The sequence below is a fragment of the Bifidobacterium sp. LH_389 genome, from assembly GCF_056357235.1.
The window spans coordinates 1-23806 of record NZ_JBKEVR010000005.1 but is presented as its reverse complement, the minus strand read 5'-3'; the positions used below and the strand labels follow the sequence as shown (position 1 = coordinate 23806).

Below are 23806 nucleotides of genomic sequence, written 5' to 3'. Positions count from 1 at the left end.
CTTCTTTCTGGTTGGGATTGATATTGGATAAGTCGAATCGGCCGGCCGCGCCGGCCCGCGGTCAGTCCGCGCGGTGGTGGGACGCCTTGAACGCCTCAAGCTCGCTCGGCGTGGGCAGACCCTCGTTGTCGGAGACGAACTGGGTCTGGATGGCTCCCAGCGCGCAACCGCGTTCCATGGCCTCGGCGATGGACTTGCCCTCCAGCAGGGCGGACAGGGTGCCGGCCGCGAAGCCGTCTCCCGCGCCGACGGTGTCCACCACGGTGTCCACCACGAAGCCGGGCACGTATATGCTTTCGGAGCCGTTGGTGGCGTAGGCGCCCTTCGGGCCGTCCTTGACGACCGCGACCTTCGCGCCGTTGTCGATGAACGCCTTGGCGGTGTCCTCGATGGTCTCCGCGCCGAACAGTTCGCGGCCCTCGCCGATGCCGGGCAGCACCAGATCGGCCTGGGAGGCCAGCTCACGCAGGGTGTCGCGCATGAGGTCGAGGCTCGGCCAGATGGCGGGGCGCAGGTTCGGGTCAAACGAGACGAACGCGCCGTGCGCGCGGGCCTGCTTGACCAGCTCGTGCGAGGCGGCCAGCGTGGAGTCGGACAGAGGCGGCAGAATGCCGGTCAGGTGCACCACGGAAATGCCGTCGAAGTCCACGGCGTCCACGTCCTCGGGACCCATGGTGGAGGCCGCAGAACCTTTGCGCCAGTAGTAGGTTTTGGGGTCGCCGTGCGAGACCTTGGACTTCATCATGAAGCCGGTCGGGCGCGAGGCGTCCACGGTGACCAGCGAGGTGTCGATCGCGTTGCGCTCCATGAACGCGCGGATGCGATCGCCGAACGGATCCGGAGCCAGCTTGGTCATGTACACCGGCTTCTGGCCGAGACGGGCCAGACCCACGCACACGTTGAGCTCGGCGCCGGCCACGGACGCGTTGAACGTGTCCACGGCACCCAGTTCGCCTTCCTCCATTGCGGTGAACAGCGCCATGGCCTCGCCAACGAGCAGGACCTTGCCGGGCTTCAAGCCTTCGACCGTGAAATCGGCGGTTGTCGTCATTGCAGAACTCCCTTGTAACATCGGTGCTCCTATGCTCCTTCCACACTAGCGCATCGGGCACCCAGAGGCGGGTTGTTGCACGCAAATGCCGTACGATACGACGTATGACAACGATCTGGGATGTGGCCCGGGCCGCCGGGGTGTCTCCGGCGACGGTCTCGCGCGCCTTCCGCCAGCCCGGGCGCGTCAACGTGGACACGCTCAACCGCGTGCTGGCCGAGGCGCAGCGGCTCGGCTACCGGCAGGACGCCATCGTGCCGCGCGGCGAAGACCGGCTCGTGGGCCTCATCGCCTTGGTGGTGACGGATCTGGAGAACCCCGTGTCCGCGCAGTTCGCCCGCAGCATCCAGCGCGAGTGCGCCCGACGCAACTTCGGCCTCATGGTGTGCGAGAGCGAGGAGAGCAAGGAACGCGAGCGGGCGATCATCGTACGCAGCATCCCGCACGTGGACGGCGTCATCCTGAGCGCCTCGCGCCTGTCCGATGCCACGATCCGCAAGATCGCGCAGGAGCGGCCCCTCGCAGTGCTCAACCGCATCGTCGGCGGCGTGCAGTCCATCTATCCGGACGACGCATCCGCCCTGACGGCAGCGGTCGCGGAATTGAAGCGTCTCGGCCATCGGTCGGTCACCTATCTGTCCGGCCCGGAGACCTCGTGGCAGAACGGGTTGCGGCTCAACGCCGTCATGGGTGCGTGCCGGCGCGAGGGGCTCGCTTTCCGCCGCACCCCGTGCGCCTACCCGGTGGGCGAGGCATCCGATGCGGCGTTCGCATCGTTCCTGTCCCGGCCCACCACTGCGGCGATCGCATTCAACGATGACGTGGCCTACGCGTTCATGCTTTTCCTCGAGTCGCATATGATCCGCGTGCCGTGGCAGGTGTCCGTGGTGGGCGTGGACGATACGCCCAAGTGCCTCATCTGCTCGCCGAACCTGTCCAGCGTGCGCGTGCCGCGTGACGAGATGGGACGCATGGCGGCCGACCGGATCATCGACCGCCTGCTGCACACCGCGCCGGCGGACGGGGGAGGCATGCGTCCCGTGGCCCTGCCGTCCGTATTCGTGCCCCGCGCCTCGATCGCCCCCGCGCCCACCGCCGTCCAGATGTAGCGGCTGTCCAGATGGAGTCGTGGTCCCGTACGCGGGATGCCGCAGATACGGCAAGGCTCCCCTCGGCAGGGAGAAGCCGAAGGGAGCCTTGACGCGAATGGTCGCGCGCCGAGCGGAACCGGGCCGCGCGCGAGTTGCCCGTCCGCTCGCGCTACTTCACCGACTTGATGAGCAGCACGGAGACGATGGACAGCACGGACATGACGATGGCGATCGGGAAGATCAGCGTGTAGGTGCCGGTCGCGGTCACGATCGCGGAGGTCAGGGCCATGCCGGCGGACTGGCCGGCCGTGGTGGCCGCGTTGATGAAGCCGAGGTCCTTGCCTGCGTTCTCCTTGCTGGGCAGCACGTCCACGTTGAGCGCCTGGTCGATGGACATGAAGATGCCGTTGCCCAGCGCCACGAAGCAGGCCGCGAGGTACATGCCGGTGATGTCCCGCATGACGATCGGGAACACGAAGCCGACGATCGCCAGGCACGCGGCCAGCACCACCATGGGCTTGCGGCGGTGGATGCGGTCGGACAGCGGGCCCACCACCATCGCCACGATCGAGGCGATCATCTGGAAGACGGCGATCATGGACACCACGTGCGCGGCGGCGTTGCGTTCCAGACCCACGTAGTCCTGGCAGATGTACAGCCAGTAGCCGGAGAGCATCTGGATGCCGAGCAGCAGGAACGTGCGGCAGCAGAACGCCTTCCAGAAGTCGGACGCGCCCTTGACCGGCGGAGTGAAGGAGTAGAGCACGTGCTTCCACACGCTGCCTTCCTTCAGCTCGGTCTTCTCCTCCTTGTTGCCCGGCTCGCGCGGAATGATGAGCAGGAAGAGCATGGCGGAGCCGAACATGCACAGGGCGGCGATGGTGAAGCCCATGCGCACCGAGTTCACGAAGTAGGCGCCCACGAACGCGCCGATGGCCAGACCCAGCGTGTTGCCGAAGCCGATGGCGGACGAGATGGTGCCGCGGTACTGCTCGGGCACGCGGTCGGACACGGTGGAGTAGATGGGCGAGTTCATCATGTTGAAGCCGATCTTGCTCAGCCACAGCGTAACGGTCAGACCCGCGATCACGCCGATGTTGCCCATGAGCAGGTAGAACGCCAGTGTGAACCAGGCGCCCCAGAACAGCCACGGGGTGCGCTTGCCGAACTTCGACTTGGTGAGGTCGGACAGGGCGCCGATCACGATGTTGGCCACGAGGGCGACGATCGAGCCGACGGCGGTCATGGTGCCGAGCACGGCGGTCGGGTTGGCCGCGCCCATGTCCTTGATGCGCTGCGGCAGCAGGACCTGACTGACCATGGCGAAGCCGATGGACATGATGATCCAGAACGCCAGATAGCCGGTCATCCAGCGGGCCAGATTGAACTTGGGGGCCGCGTTTCGGGCGTCCTGCCCGGTTGCGGCGGTTGCTGCGGTCATGTGTTTTGCCTCTCCTTCGGGGGTAATGGGGGTATGGGGATTGGGCGGCCCGCCGCGCGTACGGCGGATCGGCGGGCCGCAAGGGAAGTGACGAACCGGGATCGTCGGGCGGATCGGCCCGGACGGCCTTGCCCGATCGTCCGAACGGATCAGATGGACACGAGGTCCTTGGCCTTGAAGACGAGCTCGGCATGCCAGTCGCCGGACGGGTTGGCGAAGCGGACCATGGCCTTGCGGGTCTGGCCGTCGAAGAACCAGCCTTCGCCGGTGCGCAGGAACTTGTCGTAGTTGAGGAAGCGCGGCACCTCATGGCCATTCACCTCTACGCTCAGCGGGGCGATGCGCCGGCAAAGCACCTCGAGCTCCATGCGCTCCACGCGGGTGGCGTAGGAGCCCTCGCGCGTCGCGTCGATCGCCAAGCCGTCCGCGGAGGGCGTGACCTCCATGCGGGTGGCCAGATACTCGCCGCGCTCCCAGGCGCGGGTCACGCCGTCGTCCTCGTACAGGGTGAACGCGGTGTGCTCGCCCGGCTCGATGAGCACGGTCAGGTGGTCGATCGTCTCGTTGTGCAGGTTCGTCAGGCCCGGGCACTGCGGCACGATGCCGCCGGAGCGCAGGAACATCGGCATGGAGGCCAGCGTGACCGGCACGGTGACGGTCTGGCCGCCGGCGAGCCACGAACGGGTCTCAAAGTCGTACCAGTCGCAGCCGGCGGGCAGGTACACGTCGATGTGGTCGACGCCCTTGTCCAGCACGTTGGCGATGAGCAGCGAGGGGCCGAGCATGAACTCGAAGCTCTCGTCCCAGGCGCGCGGGTCGTTCTGGAACTCGTAGACCAACGGGCGCATGATGGGCGCGCCGGTCACGGACGCCTCGTGCAGCAGGGCGTAGAAGTAGGGGGCCAGACGGTAGCGCAGGCGGATCGCGTCGGCGATGTAGTGCGTGTACTCGGGGTACATCCACGGTTCGGTCACCGTGTTGTCCGTGTTGCACGAGTGGATGGAGAAGCGCGGCTGGAACACGCCGTTCTGCACCCAGCGCACGAACAGCTCGGGCTCCGGAGCATGGCCGTCGAACCCGCCGATATCCGCGCCCTGGTTCGCCACGCCGGACAGTCCCATGCCCAGGATGGTGGGCACGTTGTATTTGAGGTTCGTCCACGTGGTGCCGTTGTCGCCGCACCAGGTCTGGGCGTAGCGCTGAATGCCCGCGTAGCCCGCGCGGTTGGTGACGTACGGGCGTACGTCCGCGTCGAACGCCTCGATGGCGGTGTGCGCGGTCTTGGCCATGAGCGTGCTCATGAGCGGCTTCATCTCGCCGATCGGGCGCTTGAGGCCCTCCGCCTCGGTCAGGGCGTCGTTGTCCGCGATCTCGTACTCGTTGTTGTCGTTCCAGATCCAGCGGATGCCGTTGTCCAGCAGCTGACGGGTCATGTGCTCGCTCCACTTGGCGCGGCCGGCCGGGGACGTGAAGTCCACGAAGTGCGCGGGGCCGCCCCAGTAGCGGTCGGTCTCGGAGGCGGTGCCGTCCGCGGTGCGCACGTAGGCTCCCGCGTCCTCGAAGTCGCTTGCCAGCGGGTGGGTGAGCAGCATGCCGGGCTTGATATTCGGGGAGACCTGCACGCCCTTGGCCTCGAGCGCCTCGATGAATCCGGCCGGGGACGGGAAGCGGTCGTAGTTCCAGTTGAACACGTAGCGCTTGCCGTCCTTGCCGGACGTGTAGCCGGAGGACAGGAAGAAGCCGTCGCACGGCACGCCGTACTTGGCGCAGGTGTCCACGAAGTCCTCGATCGCCTTGTCGCAGTCGCGGTCCAGCTCGGTGTAGAACATCGTGGAGCCCATGTAGCCCAGGCTGGAGAGCGGCATCATGGCCGTCTTGCCGGTCAGGTCCGTGTAGTGCTCCACCACGTCCTTCACGGTCGGCCCGCCGATGAAGTACAGGTCGATGTCCCCGGCCTCGGCCTGGAAGTAGCTGTAGCGCAGCCAGTAGTTGGAGTGCTCGCAGTCCATGTCGAACACCGAGTCGGCGGCGTTGTTGTAGAACATGCCGTGCGCCAGGTTCCGCTCGGCGTCGAAGTCGATGTAGAACGGGATCATCTTGTACAGAGGGTCGGACTTGGAGGCGTCCCAGCCGAGCGAATCGGTGTTGTGCATGCGCATGCGGCGGCGAATCTTGTTGAGCTCGCCGCTCTTCTCGCCGAAGCCGTAGAAGTGGTCGTGGTCGCCCATGCGCGAGTAGTGCGTGGGGCGGCCGAGGCTGTCCTGCATGAAGGAGCGGCCGGGAAGATCGGCGTGCAGCACGTTGCCGTCCATGTCTAGGATCTCGAAGGCGAACGGCTCGGCCGTGATGCGCAGACGGTACGCGCCGGTGGACACCTCGGTCACGCCGGGCTCGGGCTCGACCGTCTCGACGGCGATGGGCTCCACGCGCGTGCGCTCGCCGGCCATGAGCTCGTCGGAGGCGTCCTCCCACGCGGTCTTGACGAGCGCGTAGTTGAGCTCCTCGGGGAATTCGGGACGGAAGGTGCTGCGGATGCGGATGATGTTGCGGTCGATGAGGTAGATCTGGAACCGTGCGCCGTCGGTTTCGACGTCCAGCCGGTTGCCGTGGTTGGTCAGCGAGATGAGCTTGGTGCTGATCTTCATGGGTGCTCCTTTGCCGTGTTGTGCCTGCGTCGCCGTGGTGCTGCTGCAGTGCTCCTGCGGTGGTGGTTGCGGGTGCGGCGCCTGCTGCCTTGCGGCGTCGACGGCTTCAGTGTGCGGCTTCTGCGCACGGTGCGACGCGGGTTTTCCGCCGTTTTCCATGACGGCTGGGTGGGCTGAGGCGCTGCGGATGGGTTGATTCGATTCGACGCGCGTCAATCGTTTGATTTTTCCGTCCGGGTGAGCGTTTTCGATCGATGTTTTCCACGGTTTTCCGCCGATGGTTGGTGTGACGGGCGAGGGCTGTGGCGGCGGCGTACATCGTTGGCGTCACCGGGGCTTCGGATGTTGACGGATGAATGAAACGTGGCCGGGCTGACGCCGCGATCCTCAATTTAGCGTAATCATGCTAAATTGAGGATTGGAGGTGGTTGTCGTGGCCAATACGATGATTCGTCCGGTGTCGGACCTTCGCAACAATTTTGCGGACGTGTCCCGCACCGTACATGAGACGGGCGAGCCTGTGTTCCTTACGAAGAACGGTTTCGGCGACATGGTGGTGCTCAGCATGGAGGCATACGAGAATCTTCGCTTCGACAGCCATGTGTACGACATGCTGTTGGAGGGGGAACGCGAGGCGGAAGCTACAGGAACCCGGTTCAGCCCCAAGGAGGCGCTGGCCTCCATGCGAGCGGCAATCGACAATGCCGCCCATGTATAAGGTCGAGATTCTGCCGAAGGCCGTGGGGGATATGAGCGCCGCGGTCTCCTATATCGCAGGCGAGCTGCACGGTCCGCATGCGGCAGAGAGCCTCATGATGGGATTTGACGTCGCGATCGAGGGTCTGGCCGAGTTCCCGTATTCGCATCCCGCCTATATTCCGATTCGTCCGCTTCGTCACGAATACCGACGCATCATGGTCGGCAATTACGGGGTCTTCTACTGGGTTGACGAGCAGTCCCAAACCGTCACCGTGTCCAGGGTTATCTATGCGAAACGTGATTTGTCACAACATCTGCAGTAAAGCCCCTGTGGCGGTGTGCCGCCTCGAGCGCCTGCATAGCCGTACTGATCGCAAGCGTATCCGACTTCCGCATGGCGTGCTCACCGAAGATTCTCCGTGCTGGGACGGTCTCGATGAGACTCATCGGCAGGGGAACGCGGGCAGGGTGGGTGGTCCATGGCGTGATCACCGCTATCGACCCGGACGCCGGCGAGGTCCTTGTCGACCAGGTGCTTGACGTCTCCCGGGGCTGCCAGCGCCGCCGGCCTCTGCCGGGCGTCAACGATGCCCCGAGACAATACACGGGCGTGGTCGGGGTTCGATTGACAAACTTTCCGGGGGATTTCCCGGCCGGATGGCGGAATGTCAACGATCGGGGAGGAAATACCCTCGGAAGTTTGTCAACCGTAGACCGTCGGCCGTCCCGGCGTCAATCGTTCTCCACTGAAAACGCGTGAAACAAAAACGCCCCTCGTGCAAACACCATACAGTGAAGATGTCCGGCGAGGAAGCCGGAAGATAAGGAATCTCCGAAGGAGGAGACTGCATGGCTACCATATCGTTGCGGTCGGGCGAGCTGCCCAGGATCCGCGAGGTGAATCCGCTCATGGCGTCCTACAACGTGGAAATGACCGAGGTGACCGGCGGCACGTTCTGGAAGCGCTACACCCCGGAGCAGATTGCGGGCACCGAAGGCTTCGAACTGAGCGATCTCTCCCAGTTTGCCAGCATCATGGAGGTCTACCCGCCCAAGGACCTGTCCGACCCCCGTCTGCGCATGCTCGCCGGCGCGCTCGGACCCGCATGGGTGCGCGTTTCCGGCAGCTGGGCGTCCAACACGTACTACGACTTCGACGGCACCACCGGCGGCAAGGCCCCGGAAGGCTTCGCCAGCGTGCTCACGCGCGAGCAGTGGACGGGCGTGCTCGACTTCGTCAGGGCGATCGGCGGCCACCTCATGGTCTCCGTGGCCAACAGCGCCGGTGCCCACAACGCCGACGGCACGTGGAACCCCGAGCAGGCCAAGCTGCTGTTCGACTTCAGCCGCGACTACGGCGTGCCGATCGAAGCCGCCGAATTCATGAACGAGCCGAACGCGCTCGCCAACGGCCAGTACTCGCCGCTGGACTACGACATGGCCGACTATGCGCGCGATCAGGACGCCTTCTTCCGCTTCCTGCGCGAGAACTACCCCGGCACGCTGTGCGTGGGGCCCAGCGCCTCCGACGGCTCCGACCCGTCCGTACCCACGAGCGAGGTGAACACCTACCGCTCCCCGATCTACGACAAGATCATCTCGTTCCGCACGTCCGAACTCATGCCTGCGCTCACGGAGCCGGCCGACGCGTTCAGCTACCACTGGTACAACGGCATCTCCGAGCGCGGCGCCAGCCTGCTCGGCAACCACTGGGACGCGGGCGAGGCCATGGGCGAGCGCTATCTGGATGTCACCCGCGCCGCCTGCGCGGTCTACCTTCCCCTGCGCGACCGGTACACGCCCGGCGCCCCGATGTGGGTGACGGAGACCGGAGACGCCGGCCTGGGCGGCGACACGTGGGCGTCCACCTATCTGGAGGTGTTCCGCACCGCCAACGAGCTGGGTACGTTCGGCGAACTCACCGACGGCGTGCTGTTCCACAACACGCTCGCCTCCTCCGACTATGGCTGGCTCGACCACGACGACTACACGCCGCGGCCCAACTACTGGTTTGTGCTGCTGTGGAACCGGCTTATGGGCACCACGGTGTACAACGCCGGGGAGCCCGCGCGCGAGGGCGTCCACCTGTTCGCACGCTCCCGCAAGGACGGCCGGGACGGCGTGGCCTACCTGCTGATCAACAATTCGGCCACGGAACCCACCGTGGTGCGCGGCGCCGATGGCGGCGACCTGTACCTGCTCGATGCGGAGGGCACGCACGCGGCGAGCATGCGGCTCAACGGGCGTACGCTCGCGCTCGAGGCGGACGGCACGCTGCCGGCGCTCGAGGCGGTCCCGGTCGATGGCGAACTCACGGTGCCGCCGGCGTCCATCGCGTTCGTCGTGCTGTAGTCGGCGCGCTGTAGCCGGCCACAGCCGCCGGCCCGCCCGCCGCCCATCCATTCCATCCATCTGTCCATCAATCCAACGAATTCTCAAAGGAGAGAAACCATCATGAGTACCGCAACAACCACGGCCACGCCGCCCGAGGACGTGCGCCCCTTCGGCATCCGAGACAAGGTAGGCTACCTGTTCGGTGACTTCGGCAACGACTTCATGTTCACGTTCGCCAGCTCGTTCCTCATGATCTTCTACACCAAGGTCATGGGCATCTCCGGCGCCGTCGTGGGCACCCTGTTCCTCATCGCCCGCGTGATCGACGCCTTCGCGGATGTCACCGTCGGCGTGGTGGTGGACAAGATGCCCGCCGGCAAGGGCGGCAAGTACCGTCCGGTCATGATGAAGGTCGCGCCCGTCGTGGTCATCTTCTCGTTCCTCATGTACCAGTCCTTCGCGGTCAGCTCGCCCATGTGGGTCAGGATCGTGTACATGTACGTCACGTACATCATCTGGGGCATCCTGTACTCCTGCGTGAACATCCCCTACAGCTCCATGGCGTCCCTCATCTCCGCCGAGCCGGAGGACCGCACCTCGCTGTCCACCTTCCGTTCCGTGGGCTCCACCTGCGCCAGCCTGGTGATCGGCGTCGTCGCCCCGCTCATCATCTATGAGACCGCGATCGACGGCTCCCAGATCATCCGCGGCGGCGAAGGCACGCAGATCTTCGCCCTCGTCTCCGGCATCTTCGCCATCCTGGCGTTGGTGTGCTTCTTCGCCTGCTACCGTCTGTGCACCGAGCGCGTCAAGCCGGAAAGCCACCACCAGGAGGGCGAATCCGCCGCCGCCGAGCGCAAGTCCACGCTGCACATGATCGGCAACGCGCTCAAGAGCCGTTCCCTGTGGGGCCTGATCCTCATGAGCGTGTGCTCCGCCATCGCGCTGATCTTCCTCATGCAGATGGTCAACTACATCTACGCCGACTACTTCCGCAACGCGGGCATGATCGCCGTGACCACCATGGGCGGATCCCTGGCCATGCTCGTCTCCGCCCCGCTGGTCCGCCCGCTCACCAAGCGCATCGGCCACAAGGGCATCTCCATGATCGGCCTGTCGCTGGCCTGCGCGGTGGTGATCATCCTGTTCGTGCTGCACACCGATCAGCCCCTCGTGTTCACCGTCGGCTACATGATCATGTTCTTCGGCGTGGGCATGAGCACCATGGTCTGCTACGCCATGGCCACGGACACCATCGACGACATCGAGGTGACGCAGAACATGCGCGAGGATGCCACCGTGTACTCCGTGTACTCGTTCGGCCGCAAGGTGGGTCAGGCCATCGCGGGCTGGCTCGCCGGCAACGCGCTCACCTGGGTCGGCTACCAGTCCGGCGCCACGACGGTGCAGACCGACGAGGTGCGCAACAACATCTACACGTTCAGCACGATCATCCCCGCAGTCGCGCTGGTCGCCGGCATCCTGCTGCTCGTCTTCCTCTACCCGCTCAACAAGAAGCGTGTGGACTCCAACGTGGCCATCCTCAAGGCCAAGCGCGGCGAGGCCGAGGCGTAAGGTAGTGGCTATTCTCTGGCTTCCTCCGGTACGCTGGGGAACAACAGGGGCCTAGGGGGAGTGGCGCGATGCTGTTGCGCTACTCCCCTTGCCATGCTTCACGACGGGACTGACAGGGCATGCGAGGGGATGCATTGATGATTGTGGCATGCTTTTTTCGATAGTGTGTCAAATGAATCGTTCTGTTAGTATAAGAATAATTTATAGGAGGAGGTGGTATTCGACATAATTATGCCATTGATGTGTATTTTGCAATAGTAACAAAGGAGTTATTGTGCGTATTCATCTTATTGGTATTTGATGTTTCATACATGAATGGGGTACATCAATGATGAATGTATCGCGTGATGACCGCTGTTATCGGCCAGCCTTTGTACTTGGTCTCGTCATCTTTCTGCTGTCGTTGGTCCAACTATGGGCTGATTCCGGGGGATTGGGCGGGGCTGATTATCTCTTGTATCTGCTCTGGATCGTTCCGTCATTGGCCATGACCATTTGTTCGTATGACATGGCATCTAGTATGCGCAAATGCAGGAGTGTTATCGTATGGTGCGCGTTATTGGCCATTGGCGTGACGAGTTCGGAGTTGCTGATACTCGTCGGCAATGTTCAGGTAGACAATCTGCTGTGGAACGTGGTGCTTATTCCATCGCTGCTGTTCAATGTCATTGTGGTTGCAACATGCATAAAGGTTGCGATAAACGTGAGAAATTACCTTCGGTACCAAAGCAAGCGCCATATCGGATAGTTGCACCAGCCATGCCTTGCCCATGCGAATGGGCCCCGGGCCGCGGTTTCATCAACCGCGATCCGGGGCCCATTCAGTTCACATGCGACCGGCGCAAGGCGTTAGCGCCAGCGCAGGCGCATCACTTGTTGTACTTGAAGGAGTCCCACACGCCCAGCAGGTACTGGATGCCCAGGGCGCGGTCGTACAGGCCGTAGCCGGGGCGCGGACGGCCGGCCTCGGTGTTCTCGCTCCACAGGTGACGGCCGTGGTCCGGACGGATGTAGCCCTGGTAGTCGGCCTCGGCGTAGGCCTTCATGATGCCCACGGTGTCCACGTCGCCCTCGGACGCGCGGTGGCCCACCTCGGAGAAGGAGCCGGCCTCGTCGTAGAACTTGATGTTGCGCACGTGGGAGAAGTGGATGCGGTCCATGAAGGTCTTGACGGCGTCCACCGGGTCGTTGCCGCGGCGGGAGCTGAAGGAGCCCAGGCACAGGCACAGGCCGTTGTACGGGGACGGGTTGAGGTCGAGCACGCGCTGGATGCCCTCCTTGGAGGAGACCACACGCGGCCATCCGAACAGGTCGAAGGCCGGGTCGTCCGGATGGACGGCCAGCTTGACGTCGTACTTCTCGCAGGTGGGGATGACGGCGTCAAGGAACACCTTGTAGTTCTCGTAGTACTTCTCGTGGTCGATGCCCTTGTACGCCTCGATGAACTCGCCGAGGTGGGCCAGGCGCTCCGGCTCCCAGCCCGGCATGGTGAGCTTGCCGGCGCCGTTGAGGGTCTCGTCGATCAGGGCCTGCGGGTCGGTGAGCTGGGCGACCTTGTGCGCGTCGTAGTACAGGGCGGTGGAGCCGTCCGGGGACGGGTGGAACATGTCCGTGCGCAGCCAGTCGAACACCGGCATGAAGTTGTAGGTGACGACCTTGACGCCGGCCTTGCCGAGGTTCTCGACGGTCTTGATGTAGTTGTCGAGGGCCTCGTCGCGGCTCATGCCCAGCATGGTCTTGCCGGTCTTGATGGACTCGTGCACGTTCACGGACTCGACCACGTCCGCGTTGAACGTCTTGGTGACGCCGCGCTTGCGGTCGTCCTCGGAAAGGCCGGTGATCTTCTTCATCTCGGCCTCAATCTCCTCCGGCTCCCACAGTTCGCCGGCCTGCTTGTGGTGCAGGGACCAGACGATGGTTTCGACGCCGGGGATCTGGCGGATGTCGTCCAGCGAGATGGTGTCGTTGCCCTCGCCGTACCAGCGGAATCCCATATGCATGGTGGTGTTCTCCTTTGAATGGTTTGCTTACAGTTTCAAGTCTACTTGGGTCTCTTGGCAATCTGCGGTCGTGCGAGGAGCCGCCCGGGCGAATCTTCGCGGGCGGCTCCTCGCGGCGGCCATGCGGATGCGGGTCCGATCAGGCGAGCGCCTTCTCCAGCACGGCGTGCACGGTGCCGGTGCCGGCGGCGAACTGCTTGAAGTAGTCCAGCACCTTCGCGGCGAGCGGCGTCGTGTTGAGGTCGGTGCCGAAGATCGTGGTGTCCGCAAGGATCGGCTTGATCACGTCGTCGGCCTTGGTCAGATCGCCGCCGAGCGAAAGCGGAGCCAGCTTCTCCTGCAGGTCCTTGAGGCGCGGATCCGGGCTCAGGGCCACGTTCTCGCCCTTGTCGTTGGTGGCCACGCCGTTCTCGCCGAGCAGCAGGCGCAGCCAGCCGGCGATCACCAGCGGGATGGCGGTCAGGGAGCCGAGGTCCTTGGACGGGTCCTCGACGTACTTCTTGATCGTCACGCCGTAGCGCACCGGGATCTTCTGCGAGGTGTCGGTGGAGATGCGGGCCGGGGTGTCCGGGATGTTCGGGTTCGGCACGCGCACCTCGATCACCTGACGCAGGAACTCCTTGGGGGAGAAGATCTTCGGGTCGGTCACCACGGGCAGGCCCTCCACGTAGCCGAGACGCTCCACGAGCTTCTTCAGGTCCGGGTCCGCGATGGTGGCGCTCATGGACGGGTAGCCGAGCAGCACGCCGAAGGTGGCCAGTGCGGTGTGCAGCGGGTTGAGGCAGGTGGTGACCTTCATCTCGTCGGCGTCGTTCACGGTGGCGCGGTCGGCCACGTACACGCCGGCCTTCTCGAGGGCCGGGCGACCGTTGGGGAACTTGTCCTCGACGACCAGATACCAGGTCTCCTCGGTGTTGGCGAAGGGGGCCACGTTGGTGCGCTTGGCGGTGTGGATGATCTGCGTGTCGCCGAAGCCGGCGGCCTCGAGCTGCTTGGCCACGGATTCGGCCGGGTTCGGGGTGATGCGGTCGATCATGGACAGCGGGAAGGTGACCTTGGACTCGTCGTTGAGGTAGTCGAGGAAGTCCTGGCCCACGAAGCCCTTCTCCTTCCACAGTCCGGCGAACTGCTTGATCGCGGCGCCGAAGCGGTCGCCGTTCTGGGAGAAGTTGTCGGTGGAGACCATGGCGATCGGGTAGGCGCCGGCCTTGAAGCGTTCCAGCAGCAGGGCGGTGATGGCGCCCATGGCGGAGACGGCGGCCTCGGGGCCGTTCTCGACCTCGGGTTCGATCCACGGCAGCACGTCGCCGGCCGGATCGGTCAGCGCGTAGCCCTTCTCGGTGATGGTGACGGTGGCGAACTGGAGCTCCGGGTTGCGGAACACCTTCGCGAGTCCCGCCCAGGCCTCGTCCTCGTGGTTGCGCACGCCGTATGCGGCGGCCACGGAGGCGATGAGACGGTTGTCGACGGAACCGTCGGCCTTGAGGACCACCTGCAGGCAGCGGTCGTCGAACGGCTTGTAGGCCTCGTCCACGATGTCCGCGTCGAAGGTCTCGGCCACGATTACGCCGGACTCGGTTTCCCCGGCCTCGATGAGGTCCTGGGCGATGGCGGCGTGCACGGCGCGGAACAGGTTGCCGGCGCCGAAGTGGACCCAGTACGGGTGCTCGACGGTGTGCTCGCGCACGGCGGCGGGATCGAAAGCGGGCAGCTTGATGCCGGCCTTGGCCCACTCGTCCTTGGTGGCGTTCAGGTCGTCGGTGAGATGAAGAACCATGGTGTTCGTTTCCTTTCTGAACAATCGAATCTGAGGCTGTGAAGACTAGAGCTTGAAGACCTTGGTGGGCTGGGCGACCACGGAATCGACCACGATCTGGCGGCCCTCCTCAAGGGTCAGGCGGTGGTCGGCCACCAGTCCGGACACGTAGCGCGCGGTCAGGCGGCGGTTCATGTCGTGGCGGGCCGGGATGGAGCACAGGGCGCGCGTGTCGTCGATGAAGCCGGACAGCTTGGTGAAGCCGGCGTTCGGCACGACCTCGCCGTAGAAGCGCAGGATCGGTTCCGGGGCGTCGATGAACCACCACGGGGCGCCGATGTACAGGCTCGGGTAGAAGCCGGCCAGCGGGGCCAGCTCGCGGGCGTACACGGTCTCGTCCATGGTGAAGGCCACGAAGTGGAAGTCCGGGTTGTTGCCGTACTCGTTGAGCAGGGCCTTGAGGTCCACGGTGAATTCGGCCTTGGCGGGCACGTCGCCGCCGGTGTCCTTGCCGTAGGCGGCCAGATTGGACGGGTCGTAGGAGCGGTGCACGTGCGGGTGCACGGTCATCACGAGGCCGTCCTCCTGAGCCATGCGGACCTGATCGGAGAAGAAGTGGCGGCGCAGGCGCACGGCATCCTCGGCACCGATCGTGCCGGCCAGAGCCTCGGCGTACAGCTTGTTGACCTCGGCGTCCGACAGACGGTCGGTGCGCACGTCGGCGTGGGAGTGATCGGACAGGACGGCGCCGTGCTCCTTGAAGTACAGGCGGCGGCGGCGCAGGGCCTCGGTGAAGCCCTCGTAGGTGGAGGTGTCCACGCCGGCCACATTGCCGAGCTTGCCCACGAGCTCGGCCCAGCCCTCGGTCAGCGGCTCGAGGTAGACGTCCGGACGGAAGGCCGGGGCCAGACGGGCCGGGAAGTCCGGGTCCGCGTTGGTCTCGTCGTGCAGGTGGAGATCGTCGAGCGTGTCGTCGGTGGTGGAGATGAAGCCGATGTTGAACTTCTTGACCAGTTCGCGGGTGGTGAATTCGGGCTGCTTGAGCAGGTCGTTGAGTTCGTCGTAGATGTGGACGGCGGTGTCCGGGCCGAACTTCTCGTGGATGTCGAACACGTTCTGCAGGGAGTCCTCGAACCAGTAGCGCATGGGCGTGCCGGCGTAGGCGCCCCAGTTGTCGCCCCAGATCTGGAACGCGTTGCGCGCCTGCTCGGGGGTGAAGTGCTTCTGGTTGACGCCCAGATCCTTGAGCTGTACGCCCTGCGCGTGCATGACGCGGGTGACATAGTGGTCGGGCGTGATGAACAGGCTCGTCGGATCGGAGAAATGGTAGTCCGCGTCGTGGAACCACTCGACCGGCACATGGCCGTGCGGGGAGATGATGGGCAGGTCCTTCACCGCGTCGTACAGGTCGCGGGCGATGTCACGCTCCACGGGGTTCGGGGGAAGAAGACGGTCGGGATTGAGATCATACTTCGTTGTGGTCATGTCTCCATTATCGTTTCTTGCCCCTGAAACTGCCCTACGTTGCCACGTTTTGACGGCAAAAGCGCCGATTGGCGCACCGCAGCCCGTCTTGTGCCCGGCGCGCAAGGGGAGTCCATCGGTTATACCTTATATATAACTGTCATAAGCGAGGGGAGTGCCATGACGCAGGACGAACGGGCCGAAGCGGAATCCGTGGACGAGGGCGGCGAGCATCGCGTCACCATCCGGGATGTGGCCCGCGAGGTGGGCGTCTCCCCGTCCACCGTGTCCCGTGCGTTCGCACGTCCCGGCCGTGTGAGCGCGGAGACCGCCCGTCGCATCCGCGAGGTGTCCGACCGGCTCGGCTATCGCGCGGCGCCCATCTCCTCGTATGATCCGACCGGCGGTGCCACCGATCAGATTGCGATTGTGGTTTCCGATCTGGCCAATCCCATCTTCGCGGATTATGTCAAGGCCGCCCAGCACCGTTGTCTCGATCTGGGGTACGGTCTGCTCGTCATCGATTCGGAGGAGACCGGCGCCATAGAGAAGAATGCCGTGGAGATCGCCCGCCCGCATGTGGACGGCATCATCCTTGGCTCGTCGCGCCGTTCCGACTCGGCCATCCGCAAGCTCGCGGAGATCAAGCCGGTCGTTGCGCTCAACCGTTCGATCCGCGGCGTCAAGTCGATCATCGGCAACGTGCAGACCGGGCTGGAGGAGGCCGTGGGGCATCTGGCGCAGCTCGGGCATACGGAGATCACCTATGTATCCGGTCCGCAGACCAGCTGGCAGGAGGGCACGCGCTGGCGCATCATGACGGCCCTGTGCTCCATGCGGGGCATGCGGCTCAGGCGCATCGCTGCGGACGCGCCGTCGTTCTCCGGAGGCTACCGGTGCGCGGAGACGTTCCTGAGGAATCCCACCACCGCCGTGGTGGCCTTCAACGATATGATCGCCATCGGGCTCATCGCCGCCTTGCGCGCCCAGCATGTGGCCGTGCCCGGGCAGGTTTCCGTGGTGGGCATCGACGATATCCCCGTCAGTTCCTTGGTCACCCCGGCCCTGACCAGCGTGCGCATGCCCCGGCGCGAGACGGCGGCTCTCGCCGTGGACGAGCTGGTGGGCCGTCTGCGGCGTATCAAGTCGCAGGAGGGCATGAAGCCCGTCGTGGTGGATTCCACGTTCGTTCCGCGCGCCAGCACCGCCCGCGTGGTCCAGTAGGGCGGTGACGGCATCCGGCTCCGGTTGCGCCCCCGCAAAACGCCCGAATGTTCGCCGGTGAGCGGAATTGAGCATTTCCGTAGCGCTGTGATGATTACAAGTGAGCGAAAGTTCGGCGCTCGAAAACCCTTGAAAACATTGGCAAACGTTGATATGGCAACGTTCTTCAGGTGATTTCAGGGAGTGTGTGGTCGGAAATAATCAAGGCAAAAGATGGCAACAATCAGAAGTGATCAATCAGGTGCGGTATAGTAATAACCAAGAACGGAGCCGATCACGTAGCAGCGATCAGCCCCGGTCTTAGCAAAGATGCTAGGAAGGAAGAAAGGAACATCATGAAGTACACGCGCACTGTTCAGGCAGCTGCCATCGCTTCCATCGCCGCCATGGCCCTGTCCGCCTGCGGTTCGTCCGGCAACGGCGGTGACGTCGCCAACGCCACGCTGGACCCGAACGCCAAGGTGGAGATCCAGTTCGCCGGCTGGTCCCTCAAGTCCACCCCGGAGTTCCAGACCCTGGTCGACGCGTTCGAGAAGGAAAACCCGAACATCACCGTCAAGATCAAGGAATACTCCGCGGACGACTACGACAAGCAGCTGACCACCGACCTCTCCGGCGGCACCGCCCCCGAGGTCTTCCCGATCAAGAACCTGCAGAAGTACTACACCTACGCCGTGGACTCCCAGGGCCTCGCGGACCTGACCTCCGTGGCCGACACCTACAAGAGCGACAAGAACATCGACATCTCCCAGTACAACATCGACGGCAAGTACTACGCCATGCCGTACCGCCAGGATTCCTGGGTCCTGTTCTACAACAAGACCATGTTCGAGAAGGCCGGCGTGGCCGTTCCGGACGGCACCTGGACCTGGGACGACTACATGAAGGCCGCCGAGGAACTCAAGGCCAAGCTGCCGGCTGCCGGCTACGACGCCAACTCCGTCTTCCCGACCTACCACCACAACTGGCAGTCCGTGTTCCAGTCCTTCACCACCGCCCAGTCCGCGGCCACCGCTGACGGCGCCAAGAAGAACTTCCTGTCCGGCGATTACTCCTACATGGCCGACATGTACAAGAACGTGTTCCTTAAGGCCCAGGACGACAAGCTGACCGTGGACTACAACACCTCCACCGCCAACAAGGTCCAGTACCAGGCGCAGTTCGGCACCGAGAAGGCCGCCATGCTGCCGATGGGTACCTGGTACGCCGCCACGCTGGTCTCCCAGCAGAAGTCCGGCGACGCCAACAAGTTCGAGTGGGGCATGGCTCCGATCCCGCAGTCCTCTTCCGTGAAGAGCTCCGACGGCAAGCCGATCACCTTCGCCGATCCGACCGGCCTCGCCATCTCCGCCGGCGCCTCCGGCGACAAGCTGGCCGCTGCCAAGAAGTTCGTCGAGTTCGCTTCCGGCGAAGGCGGCGCCAAGGCTCTGGCTGCCATCTCCACCACCCCGGCCTACTTCTCCGACGCCGTGAAGAGCACCTTCTTCGGTGTGGACGGCATGGCGAACGACGACCTCTCCCAGAAGTCCTGGCAGGAGCACGACACCCGTCCTGAGAACTTCGTGGACAAGGCCACCAACGAGGTCCAGACCATCCTGAAGACCACCAACTCCACCATCATGACCGAGACCGGTGGCGTGGATGACACCCTCGCCAACGCTGCCAAGCAGATCGCCGATCAGGGCCTGCTGAAGTAAGTTTAGCTTCGGCTTGAACGACTATGAGCGGGTCGTGCCTTACAATAATGTGCGCGGCCCGCTTTTTCATTGCCGAAAATCCAAGCCGTGAGCAATATCAACCCAATCATAGGAATCTTTTTAGGGAGGAGAATTCCAATGAGTGATGTGGCAAGCAAGCCCGTGGCCGCTCCGGCGCCCGCGGCGAAGAGGCCGAAGGGCGGTGAACTGACGACGAACGCCATCGGGCGGCGCAATCTGCGCAATGGCCTGCTGTTCATCGCGCCGAACTTCATCGGCTTCCTGTTCCTGGTGCTCGGACCGGTGATCTCGCTGTTCTACATCGCGTTCTCGAAGTGGAGCGCGTTCGGCATGCCGAAGTTCAACGGCCTGGACAACTGGACCCGCATGTTCAAGGACGAGAAGTTCATGCACTCGTTCTGGCAGACCATCTACTACGCGGTCGTCCACATTCCGCTGACGCTCGTCATCGCGTTCGCGCTGGCCGTCATCCTCAACTCGAAGCTCAAGGGCAAGGCGTTCTTCCGTACCATCGCCTTCTTCCCCTACATCACCTCGATCGTCGCCGCCGCCCAGGTGTGGAGCATGCTGTTCGACCCGAACGCCGGCGTGATCAACCAGTTCATCCGCATCTTCACCCGCGGCTGGGCCCCGGGCTGGTTCTCCACCACCGAGTGGGCCATGCCCGCCGTGATCATCGTGGGCACCTGGCGTGAGGTCGGCTACTTCATGATCCTGCTGCTCGCAGGCCTGCAGACCATCCCCGGCGAGCTGTACGAGGCCGCCGAGGTGGACGGTGCCAACGGCTGGCAGCGCTTCTGGAAGATCACCGTGCCGTGCATGCGCCCGACCCTGTTCTTCGTCATGGTCACCCTGACCATCGGCTCCTTCAAGATCCTCGACCTGACCTTGGTCATGACCAACGGCGGCCCCGGCGACGCCACCTACGTGCTCGCCCAGTACGTGTACGAGCAGGCGTTCGACAACGGCAACTTCGGTTACTCCGGCACCGTGTCCCTGGTCCTGTTCTTCCTGTGCATGATCGTGACGATCATTCAGTTCATCTACAACAATGCGAAGGAGAAGTGAGATGACGAGCGCAACCTCTACGTCCCCCGTCGCCGTGAAGGGCGCCGGGTCTCCGTCCGCCGAGATTCCGTTCAACAAGCAGCCCGTGAGCCCGCTGAAGATCGTGGGCACCGTGATCGGCTACCTGGCCATGATCGCCCTGTCGATCGCCATGGTCCTGCCGTTCGTGTGGATGTTCCTTTCGGCCGTCAAGCCGAACAACGAAGTCTACATGGTCCCGATTCAGTGGTTCCCCTCCGTGTGGCACTGGGAGAACTACCTGACCATCTGGACCAAGGCCGAGATGGGCCTGTGGACCGGCAACACCGTCTTCTTCGCCATCTGCGTGACGTTCCTGCAGGTGTTCACCGGCTCGTTCGCCGCCTACGGCTTCTCCAAGATCAAGTTCGCCGGCCGCAACGTGCTGTTCCTCATCTACATCGCCACCATGGCCGTCCCGTGGCAGTCCTACATGGTGCCCCAGTACAAGATGCTCGCCGCCCTCGGCATCGCGAACACCCGCTGGTCCATCATCCTGCTGCAGGCGTTCGGTGCGTTCGGCGTGTTCATGATGAAGCAGTTCTACGACACCATCCCGGACGAGCTGTCCGAGGCCGCCCGTCTCGACGGCCTTTCGGAGTGGGGCATCTACTCGCGCATCGTGCTGCCGCTGTCCGGCCCGTCCATCGCGGCTCTGGCCATCATCACGTTCACCAACACGTGGAACGACTACATGGGCCCGTTGATCTACTTGCGTGACAACAAGCTGTGGACCATTCAGCTCGGTCTGAAGACGTTCATCGGCCAGTACTCCGCGGATTACGCCATGATCATGACCGGTTCGGTGATCTCCGTGCTGCCTATCCTGGTCGTGTTCCTCATCGGCCAGAAGCAGTTCGTCGAAGGCATCGCGACCTCCGGCATGAAGGGCTGACGCGGTAGGTCGGCAGCCCGGTGGACTGCCGACCAGCGTCAGCCTGAGCGGCCCGTGGTGGGTCGCGAAGGTTGGATTGAGTCTCGCCGTAGGCGAGTCAATAATTGCAGGGGCCGAAGGCGAGCCGGTTGGTCTGGCGGAGTCCCCGCCGGGCTTCCCATAGGCCCGTCTCGCCCCTCCCCATCCAACCCGCTAGCGAGAAATCATACTTTCCTCTGAACTAGCATCACTAAGCCCCTCCTCCCCAATCGGTGGAGGGGCTTATCCTTATCATCGTAGGTAAACGTTGAAATCCGGTCTGGCCCGTCGGCCCTTCGGTACGTCGGCTCCGGAGCGACCGTCACGGTTGGTTACGCTGCGAGCATCCGCGGTCGCCTGCATCCGGGTCTACGCAGGCCGACCGTTCACCGGAACCTCCCAGACATATCGAGTAAAGTAGGAACAATGGCGTCCTCATTCAGCAAGCAATCGTTCAACAAGGCCTTCACCACCGTGGCCAACAGCATCTACCTCATGCTCATGGCCGGATGGCTGACGTTGCTGTGCACGCTGCCGCTCACCATCTGCTTCGCGCTGCGCGTGCCCATCACGTACTATCCCACCTACGCCGGTGCCCTGGCCCTGAGCGCGCCTGGGTTCGCGGCTTTGTTCGCCATCTTCCGCGATCAGCCCACCTTCGGCTCCCGCGACGCCCAACTGCGCGTCAAGCTCGCGGAGGACCACGCCAAGGATCCCGATTTTCCGCCGGACTGGATCGCTGCACCGTACGTGCCGTCCGACCGTCCCGCCGCCATCTTCAAGCCGTTCTTCCGTGCCTACGGCAAGCTGTTCCTGCGTGCTCTGCTCGTGGGGCTCACGTGCGGATTCGCGATCTTCGCCTTCGGGTACGACATCCAGCTTTCCCAGCAATTCCAAGGCGGGGCGGTGCTCATGCCGGTACTGCTCGTGGCCATGGCGCTGTTTCTTCAGGCCTACTTCGTGGGGCTTGTGATCATCGTCGAATACCCCAAGGCCAAGTGGTGGAGTGTCATGAAGAGTGCCGTGCTGCTATCCGTGCGCCGGTGGGTGGCGTTGCTCATCGCACTCGTGGTCATGGTCGGGTTCTTCTGGGGCGTGATGTGGAATCCGATCCTCGTGCTCATGCTCGGCACCGGGCTGATCTTCTACATCGAGTATTCGGCCGCTCGCTGGCAGGCGCAGATCCTCTTCGCGCAGATGGCCGTCGAAAGCGGGGACAAGCGGATCCGGGACATGTACTCCGTGGGTGCGGATGCCAAGCGCCCGCGCCGGTCGTCCTTCTGGCGCGGCGGGGCCGACGTCATGCAGTAGGCCGGCCCGGGCGGGACCGGGTTGGCCGGGCGGGCCGGATAAGACCGTTTTCGCATCCGCCTGGCAAACTTCCGGGGGTATTAATTGTCCGAGCGGCGGAATTCCGCCGTTTGTCCGTGAAATAGGTGGAAAAGTTTGTCGGGTCCTGTGCGGCTCTTGGCAAACTTCCGGGGGTGTTTCTTTCCGGAACGGCGGAATTCCGGGGCTGTCGGTCAAAATCCCCCGGAAGGTTTGTCCGAGGAAAGGTCTGTCCGGTCGGCCTGTCTGATCGGTGTTTGGCAAACTATCGGAGGATTTTGCCCGGCCTTGTTGGTATTCCGCCGCTCGGCCGTGAAATGGGCGGGAGGGTTTGTCAGGCCCCGCGGGGCGGTCTGCCCGCCGGGCGATCGGACACCTTCCTCAGACTGAGCGGCTCCGATCGGGCATGCTCGATGGGCGCGCCGGCCGCATGAAGCGCCGCGGCCACGGCCTCGAACATCATGTATGCCAGCGCGGGATCGGTCAGCATGCCGTGCGTGAATTGGAACGCGATCCATCCGGTCCTCAGGATTCCATTGCCCCGGATGAGGTCGTTCTCGTACTGTTCGCGGTGGTGTTTCCCCTGATATTCCATCCCGATCCGATATTCGGGCCAGCCCGCGTCGAGCCGGATCTCGAGCGGTTCCTTGGCTATGACGACATCCGTCTGCGGGCACGGTAGCCCGTACTGCATGGCCATGAGCCGCATGCGCGTTTCCGCGGGCGAATCGGTCCGGGAGCGGATCAGCCGCAGTGCCCGCGACACGTTGGCTTTTCCGAAGAATTGCCCGGCGCGGTCCACGAAACGTTGCAGCTGTTCGACTTCGGCGCGGCGCAGCATGGCGTCACGGCATGTGAGCGAATCGCCGATGGCGACCAGATCCTCCAGCGAGCAGTATGCGCCCAGCTGCGCGAATGTGGCCGCGGGGGACGTACAGCGTACGCCGTCGACGGTGACGATTGACCCCAGAGTTTCGAGCGGGCGCCACGTATGACGCATCGCATCTCCGGTCCGGCGTACGTCCCGTGGCGTGGGAAACACCGTATGAAGAACGTTGCTTGGGAGAGCGAACGATTGCGGTGTCTGCCGGCCGAGCAGCTGCAGGGCCGTGGAAAGGGCATAGACAGGGTTCTTGCCCGTCTTCGCGTTGAGGGTCTTGGCTCTGGCGAGGGCTTGGCCGTTGGTCTGCCATGCCTGATGGCGCATGATGCGGTTGGCGCTGGGCTCGTGCCTGAATTCGAACATGGAGGGACCTTCTTCACTGATATCCCTCATCGGCCAGTGTAGCAGAGGGCGGAGAGGCACCGGGCAAACCCGGGTTCTAAATAGAAGCGCAACACCCGCTCTAAGGTTGGAAGTGTTCAAGTCCACAACCGAAGAGAAAGTGTCGCGCTCATGACGAAAGTGTATTCCCACCTGTCGGCCGAGGAAAGAAACCGCATCGACGAGCTAAGGAACCGCGAGGGACTCGGCGTGCGC

Annotated in this window: 18 protein-coding genes; 11 read left to right on the top strand and 7 right to left on the bottom strand. The window is 63.9% G+C overall.

Translation table 11 applies throughout. The features are described 5' to 3' along the window. Window positions 1-61: 61 nt before the first annotated feature. Window positions 62-1051 (bottom strand): sugar kinase, encoded by a 990-nt coding sequence (locus tag AC1AZA_RS06655; protein WP_476513887.1) that lies wholly within the window; start codon window positions 1049-1051, stop codon window positions 62-64. 104 nt (window positions 1052-1155) lie between these two features. Here AC1AZA_RS06655 and AC1AZA_RS06650 point away from each other — a divergent pair, with 104 nt between their 5' ends. After that, the gene (locus AC1AZA_RS06650; RefSeq protein WP_476513886.1) at window positions 1156-2160 is read left to right on the top strand and encodes a LacI family DNA-binding transcriptional regulator; all 1005 of its coding nucleotides are present in this window, start codon (window positions 1156-1158) and stop codon (window positions 2158-2160) included. 151 nt (window positions 2161-2311) lie between these two features. Here the strand turns inward: AC1AZA_RS06650 and AC1AZA_RS06645 are convergent, their stop codons facing one another. Beyond that, the gene (locus AC1AZA_RS06645) at window positions 2312-3583 is read right to left on the bottom strand and encodes an MFS transporter (RefSeq protein WP_476513885.1); all 1272 of its coding nucleotides are present in this window, start codon (window positions 3581-3583) and stop codon (window positions 2312-2314) included. 149 nt (window positions 3584-3732) lie between these two features. Further along, a complete protein-coding gene (locus AC1AZA_RS06640) occupies window positions 3733-6228 on the bottom strand; it encodes a glycoside hydrolase family 31 protein (RefSeq protein ID WP_476513884.1) in 2496 nt (831 codons plus the stop codon). Between the two features lie 433 nt (window positions 6229-6661). Between AC1AZA_RS06640 and AC1AZA_RS06635 the strand changes: the two genes are divergently transcribed. The 5 genes from AC1AZA_RS06635 to AC1AZA_RS06615 all read left to right on the top strand — a co-directional run bounded on the left by AC1AZA_RS06635 (window position 6662) and on the right by AC1AZA_RS06615 (window position 11584). Then, the gene (locus AC1AZA_RS06635; protein ID WP_476513883.1) at window positions 6662-6946 is read left to right on the top strand and encodes a type II toxin-antitoxin system Phd/YefM family antitoxin; all 285 of its coding nucleotides are present in this window, start codon (window positions 6662-6664) and stop codon (window positions 6944-6946) included. Continuing rightward, a complete protein-coding gene (locus AC1AZA_RS06630) occupies window positions 6939-7250 on the top strand; it encodes a type II toxin-antitoxin system RelE/ParE family toxin (protein WP_476513882.1) in 312 nt (103 codons plus the stop codon). Before AC1AZA_RS06635 ends, AC1AZA_RS06630 begins: the two co-directional genes overlap by 8 nt. A gap of 526 nt (window positions 7251-7776) precedes the next feature. Beyond that, window positions 7777-9279 carry a hypothetical protein gene (locus tag AC1AZA_RS06625; RefSeq protein ID WP_476513881.1) on the top strand — a complete coding sequence of 501 codons (1503 nt, stop codon included), beginning with the start codon at window positions 7777-7779 and terminating at the stop codon, window positions 9277-9279. A gap of 102 nt (window positions 9280-9381) precedes the next feature. Next, entirely contained in the window at window positions 9382-10836 is a 1455-nt protein-coding gene (locus tag AC1AZA_RS06620) for an MFS transporter (protein ID WP_476513880.1), read from the top strand. A 328-nt stretch (window positions 10837-11164) separates the two neighbouring features. Beyond that, the gene (locus AC1AZA_RS06615) at window positions 11165-11584 is read left to right on the top strand and encodes a hypothetical protein (protein ID WP_476513879.1); all 420 of its coding nucleotides are present in this window, start codon (window positions 11165-11167) and stop codon (window positions 11582-11584) included. A 121-nt stretch (window positions 11585-11705) separates the two neighbouring features. Here the strand turns inward: AC1AZA_RS06615 and uxuA are convergent, their stop codons facing one another. From uxuA to uxaC, 3 genes are all read right to left on the bottom strand, one after another. After that, a complete protein-coding gene (uxuA, locus tag AC1AZA_RS06610; RefSeq protein ID WP_476513878.1) occupies window positions 11706-12836 on the bottom strand; it encodes a mannonate dehydratase in 1131 nt (376 codons plus the stop codon). 139 nt (window positions 12837-12975) lie between these two features. Next, window positions 12976-14613: a mannitol dehydrogenase family protein gene (locus AC1AZA_RS06605; RefSeq protein WP_476513877.1), complete on the bottom strand. Its 1638-nt coding sequence runs from the start codon at window positions 14611-14613 to the stop codon at window positions 12976-12978. Window positions 14614-14658: 45 nt separating this feature from the next. Continuing rightward, the gene (gene uxaC / locus AC1AZA_RS06600) at window positions 14659-16077 is read right to left on the bottom strand and encodes a glucuronate isomerase (protein WP_476513876.1); all 1419 of its coding nucleotides are present in this window, start codon (window positions 16075-16077) and stop codon (window positions 14659-14661) included. Window positions 16078-16236: 159 nt separating this feature from the next. On the opposite strand from uxaC, the gene AC1AZA_RS06595 reads away from it, so the two are divergent. The 5 genes from AC1AZA_RS06595 to AC1AZA_RS06575 all read left to right on the top strand — a co-directional run bounded on the left by AC1AZA_RS06595 (window position 16237) and on the right by AC1AZA_RS06575 (window position 22308). After that, window positions 16237-17280, top strand: a complete 1044-nt coding sequence (locus tag AC1AZA_RS06595; protein WP_476513875.1) for a LacI family DNA-binding transcriptional regulator — start codon at window positions 16237-16239, stop codon at window positions 17278-17280. A gap of 335 nt (window positions 17281-17615) precedes the next feature. Beyond that, a complete protein-coding gene (locus AC1AZA_RS06590) occupies window positions 17616-18977 on the top strand; it encodes an ABC transporter substrate-binding protein (RefSeq protein ID WP_476513874.1) in 1362 nt (453 codons plus the stop codon). Between the two features lie 138 nt (window positions 18978-19115). Beyond that, on the top strand, window positions 19116-20066 hold the full coding sequence (locus AC1AZA_RS06585) for a carbohydrate ABC transporter permease (protein ID WP_476513873.1): 951 nt from the start codon (window positions 19116-19118) through the stop codon (window positions 20064-20066). A gap of 1 nt (window position 20067) precedes the next feature. Beyond that, window positions 20068-20979 carry a carbohydrate ABC transporter permease gene (locus AC1AZA_RS06580; protein WP_476513872.1) on the top strand — a complete coding sequence of 304 codons (912 nt, stop codon included), beginning with the start codon at window positions 20068-20070 and terminating at the stop codon, window positions 20977-20979. Window positions 20980-21423: 444 nt separating this feature from the next. After that, a complete protein-coding gene (locus AC1AZA_RS06575) occupies window positions 21424-22308 on the top strand; it encodes a YesL family protein (protein WP_476513871.1) in 885 nt (294 codons plus the stop codon). 352 nt (window positions 22309-22660) lie between these two features. Here AC1AZA_RS06575 and AC1AZA_RS06570 read toward each other — a convergent pair whose 3' ends face one another. Next, window positions 22661-23572, bottom strand: a complete 912-nt coding sequence (locus AC1AZA_RS06570) for a hypothetical protein (protein WP_476513870.1) — start codon at window positions 23570-23572, stop codon at window positions 22661-22663. Between the last annotated feature and the right edge of the window lie 234 nt (window positions 23573-23806).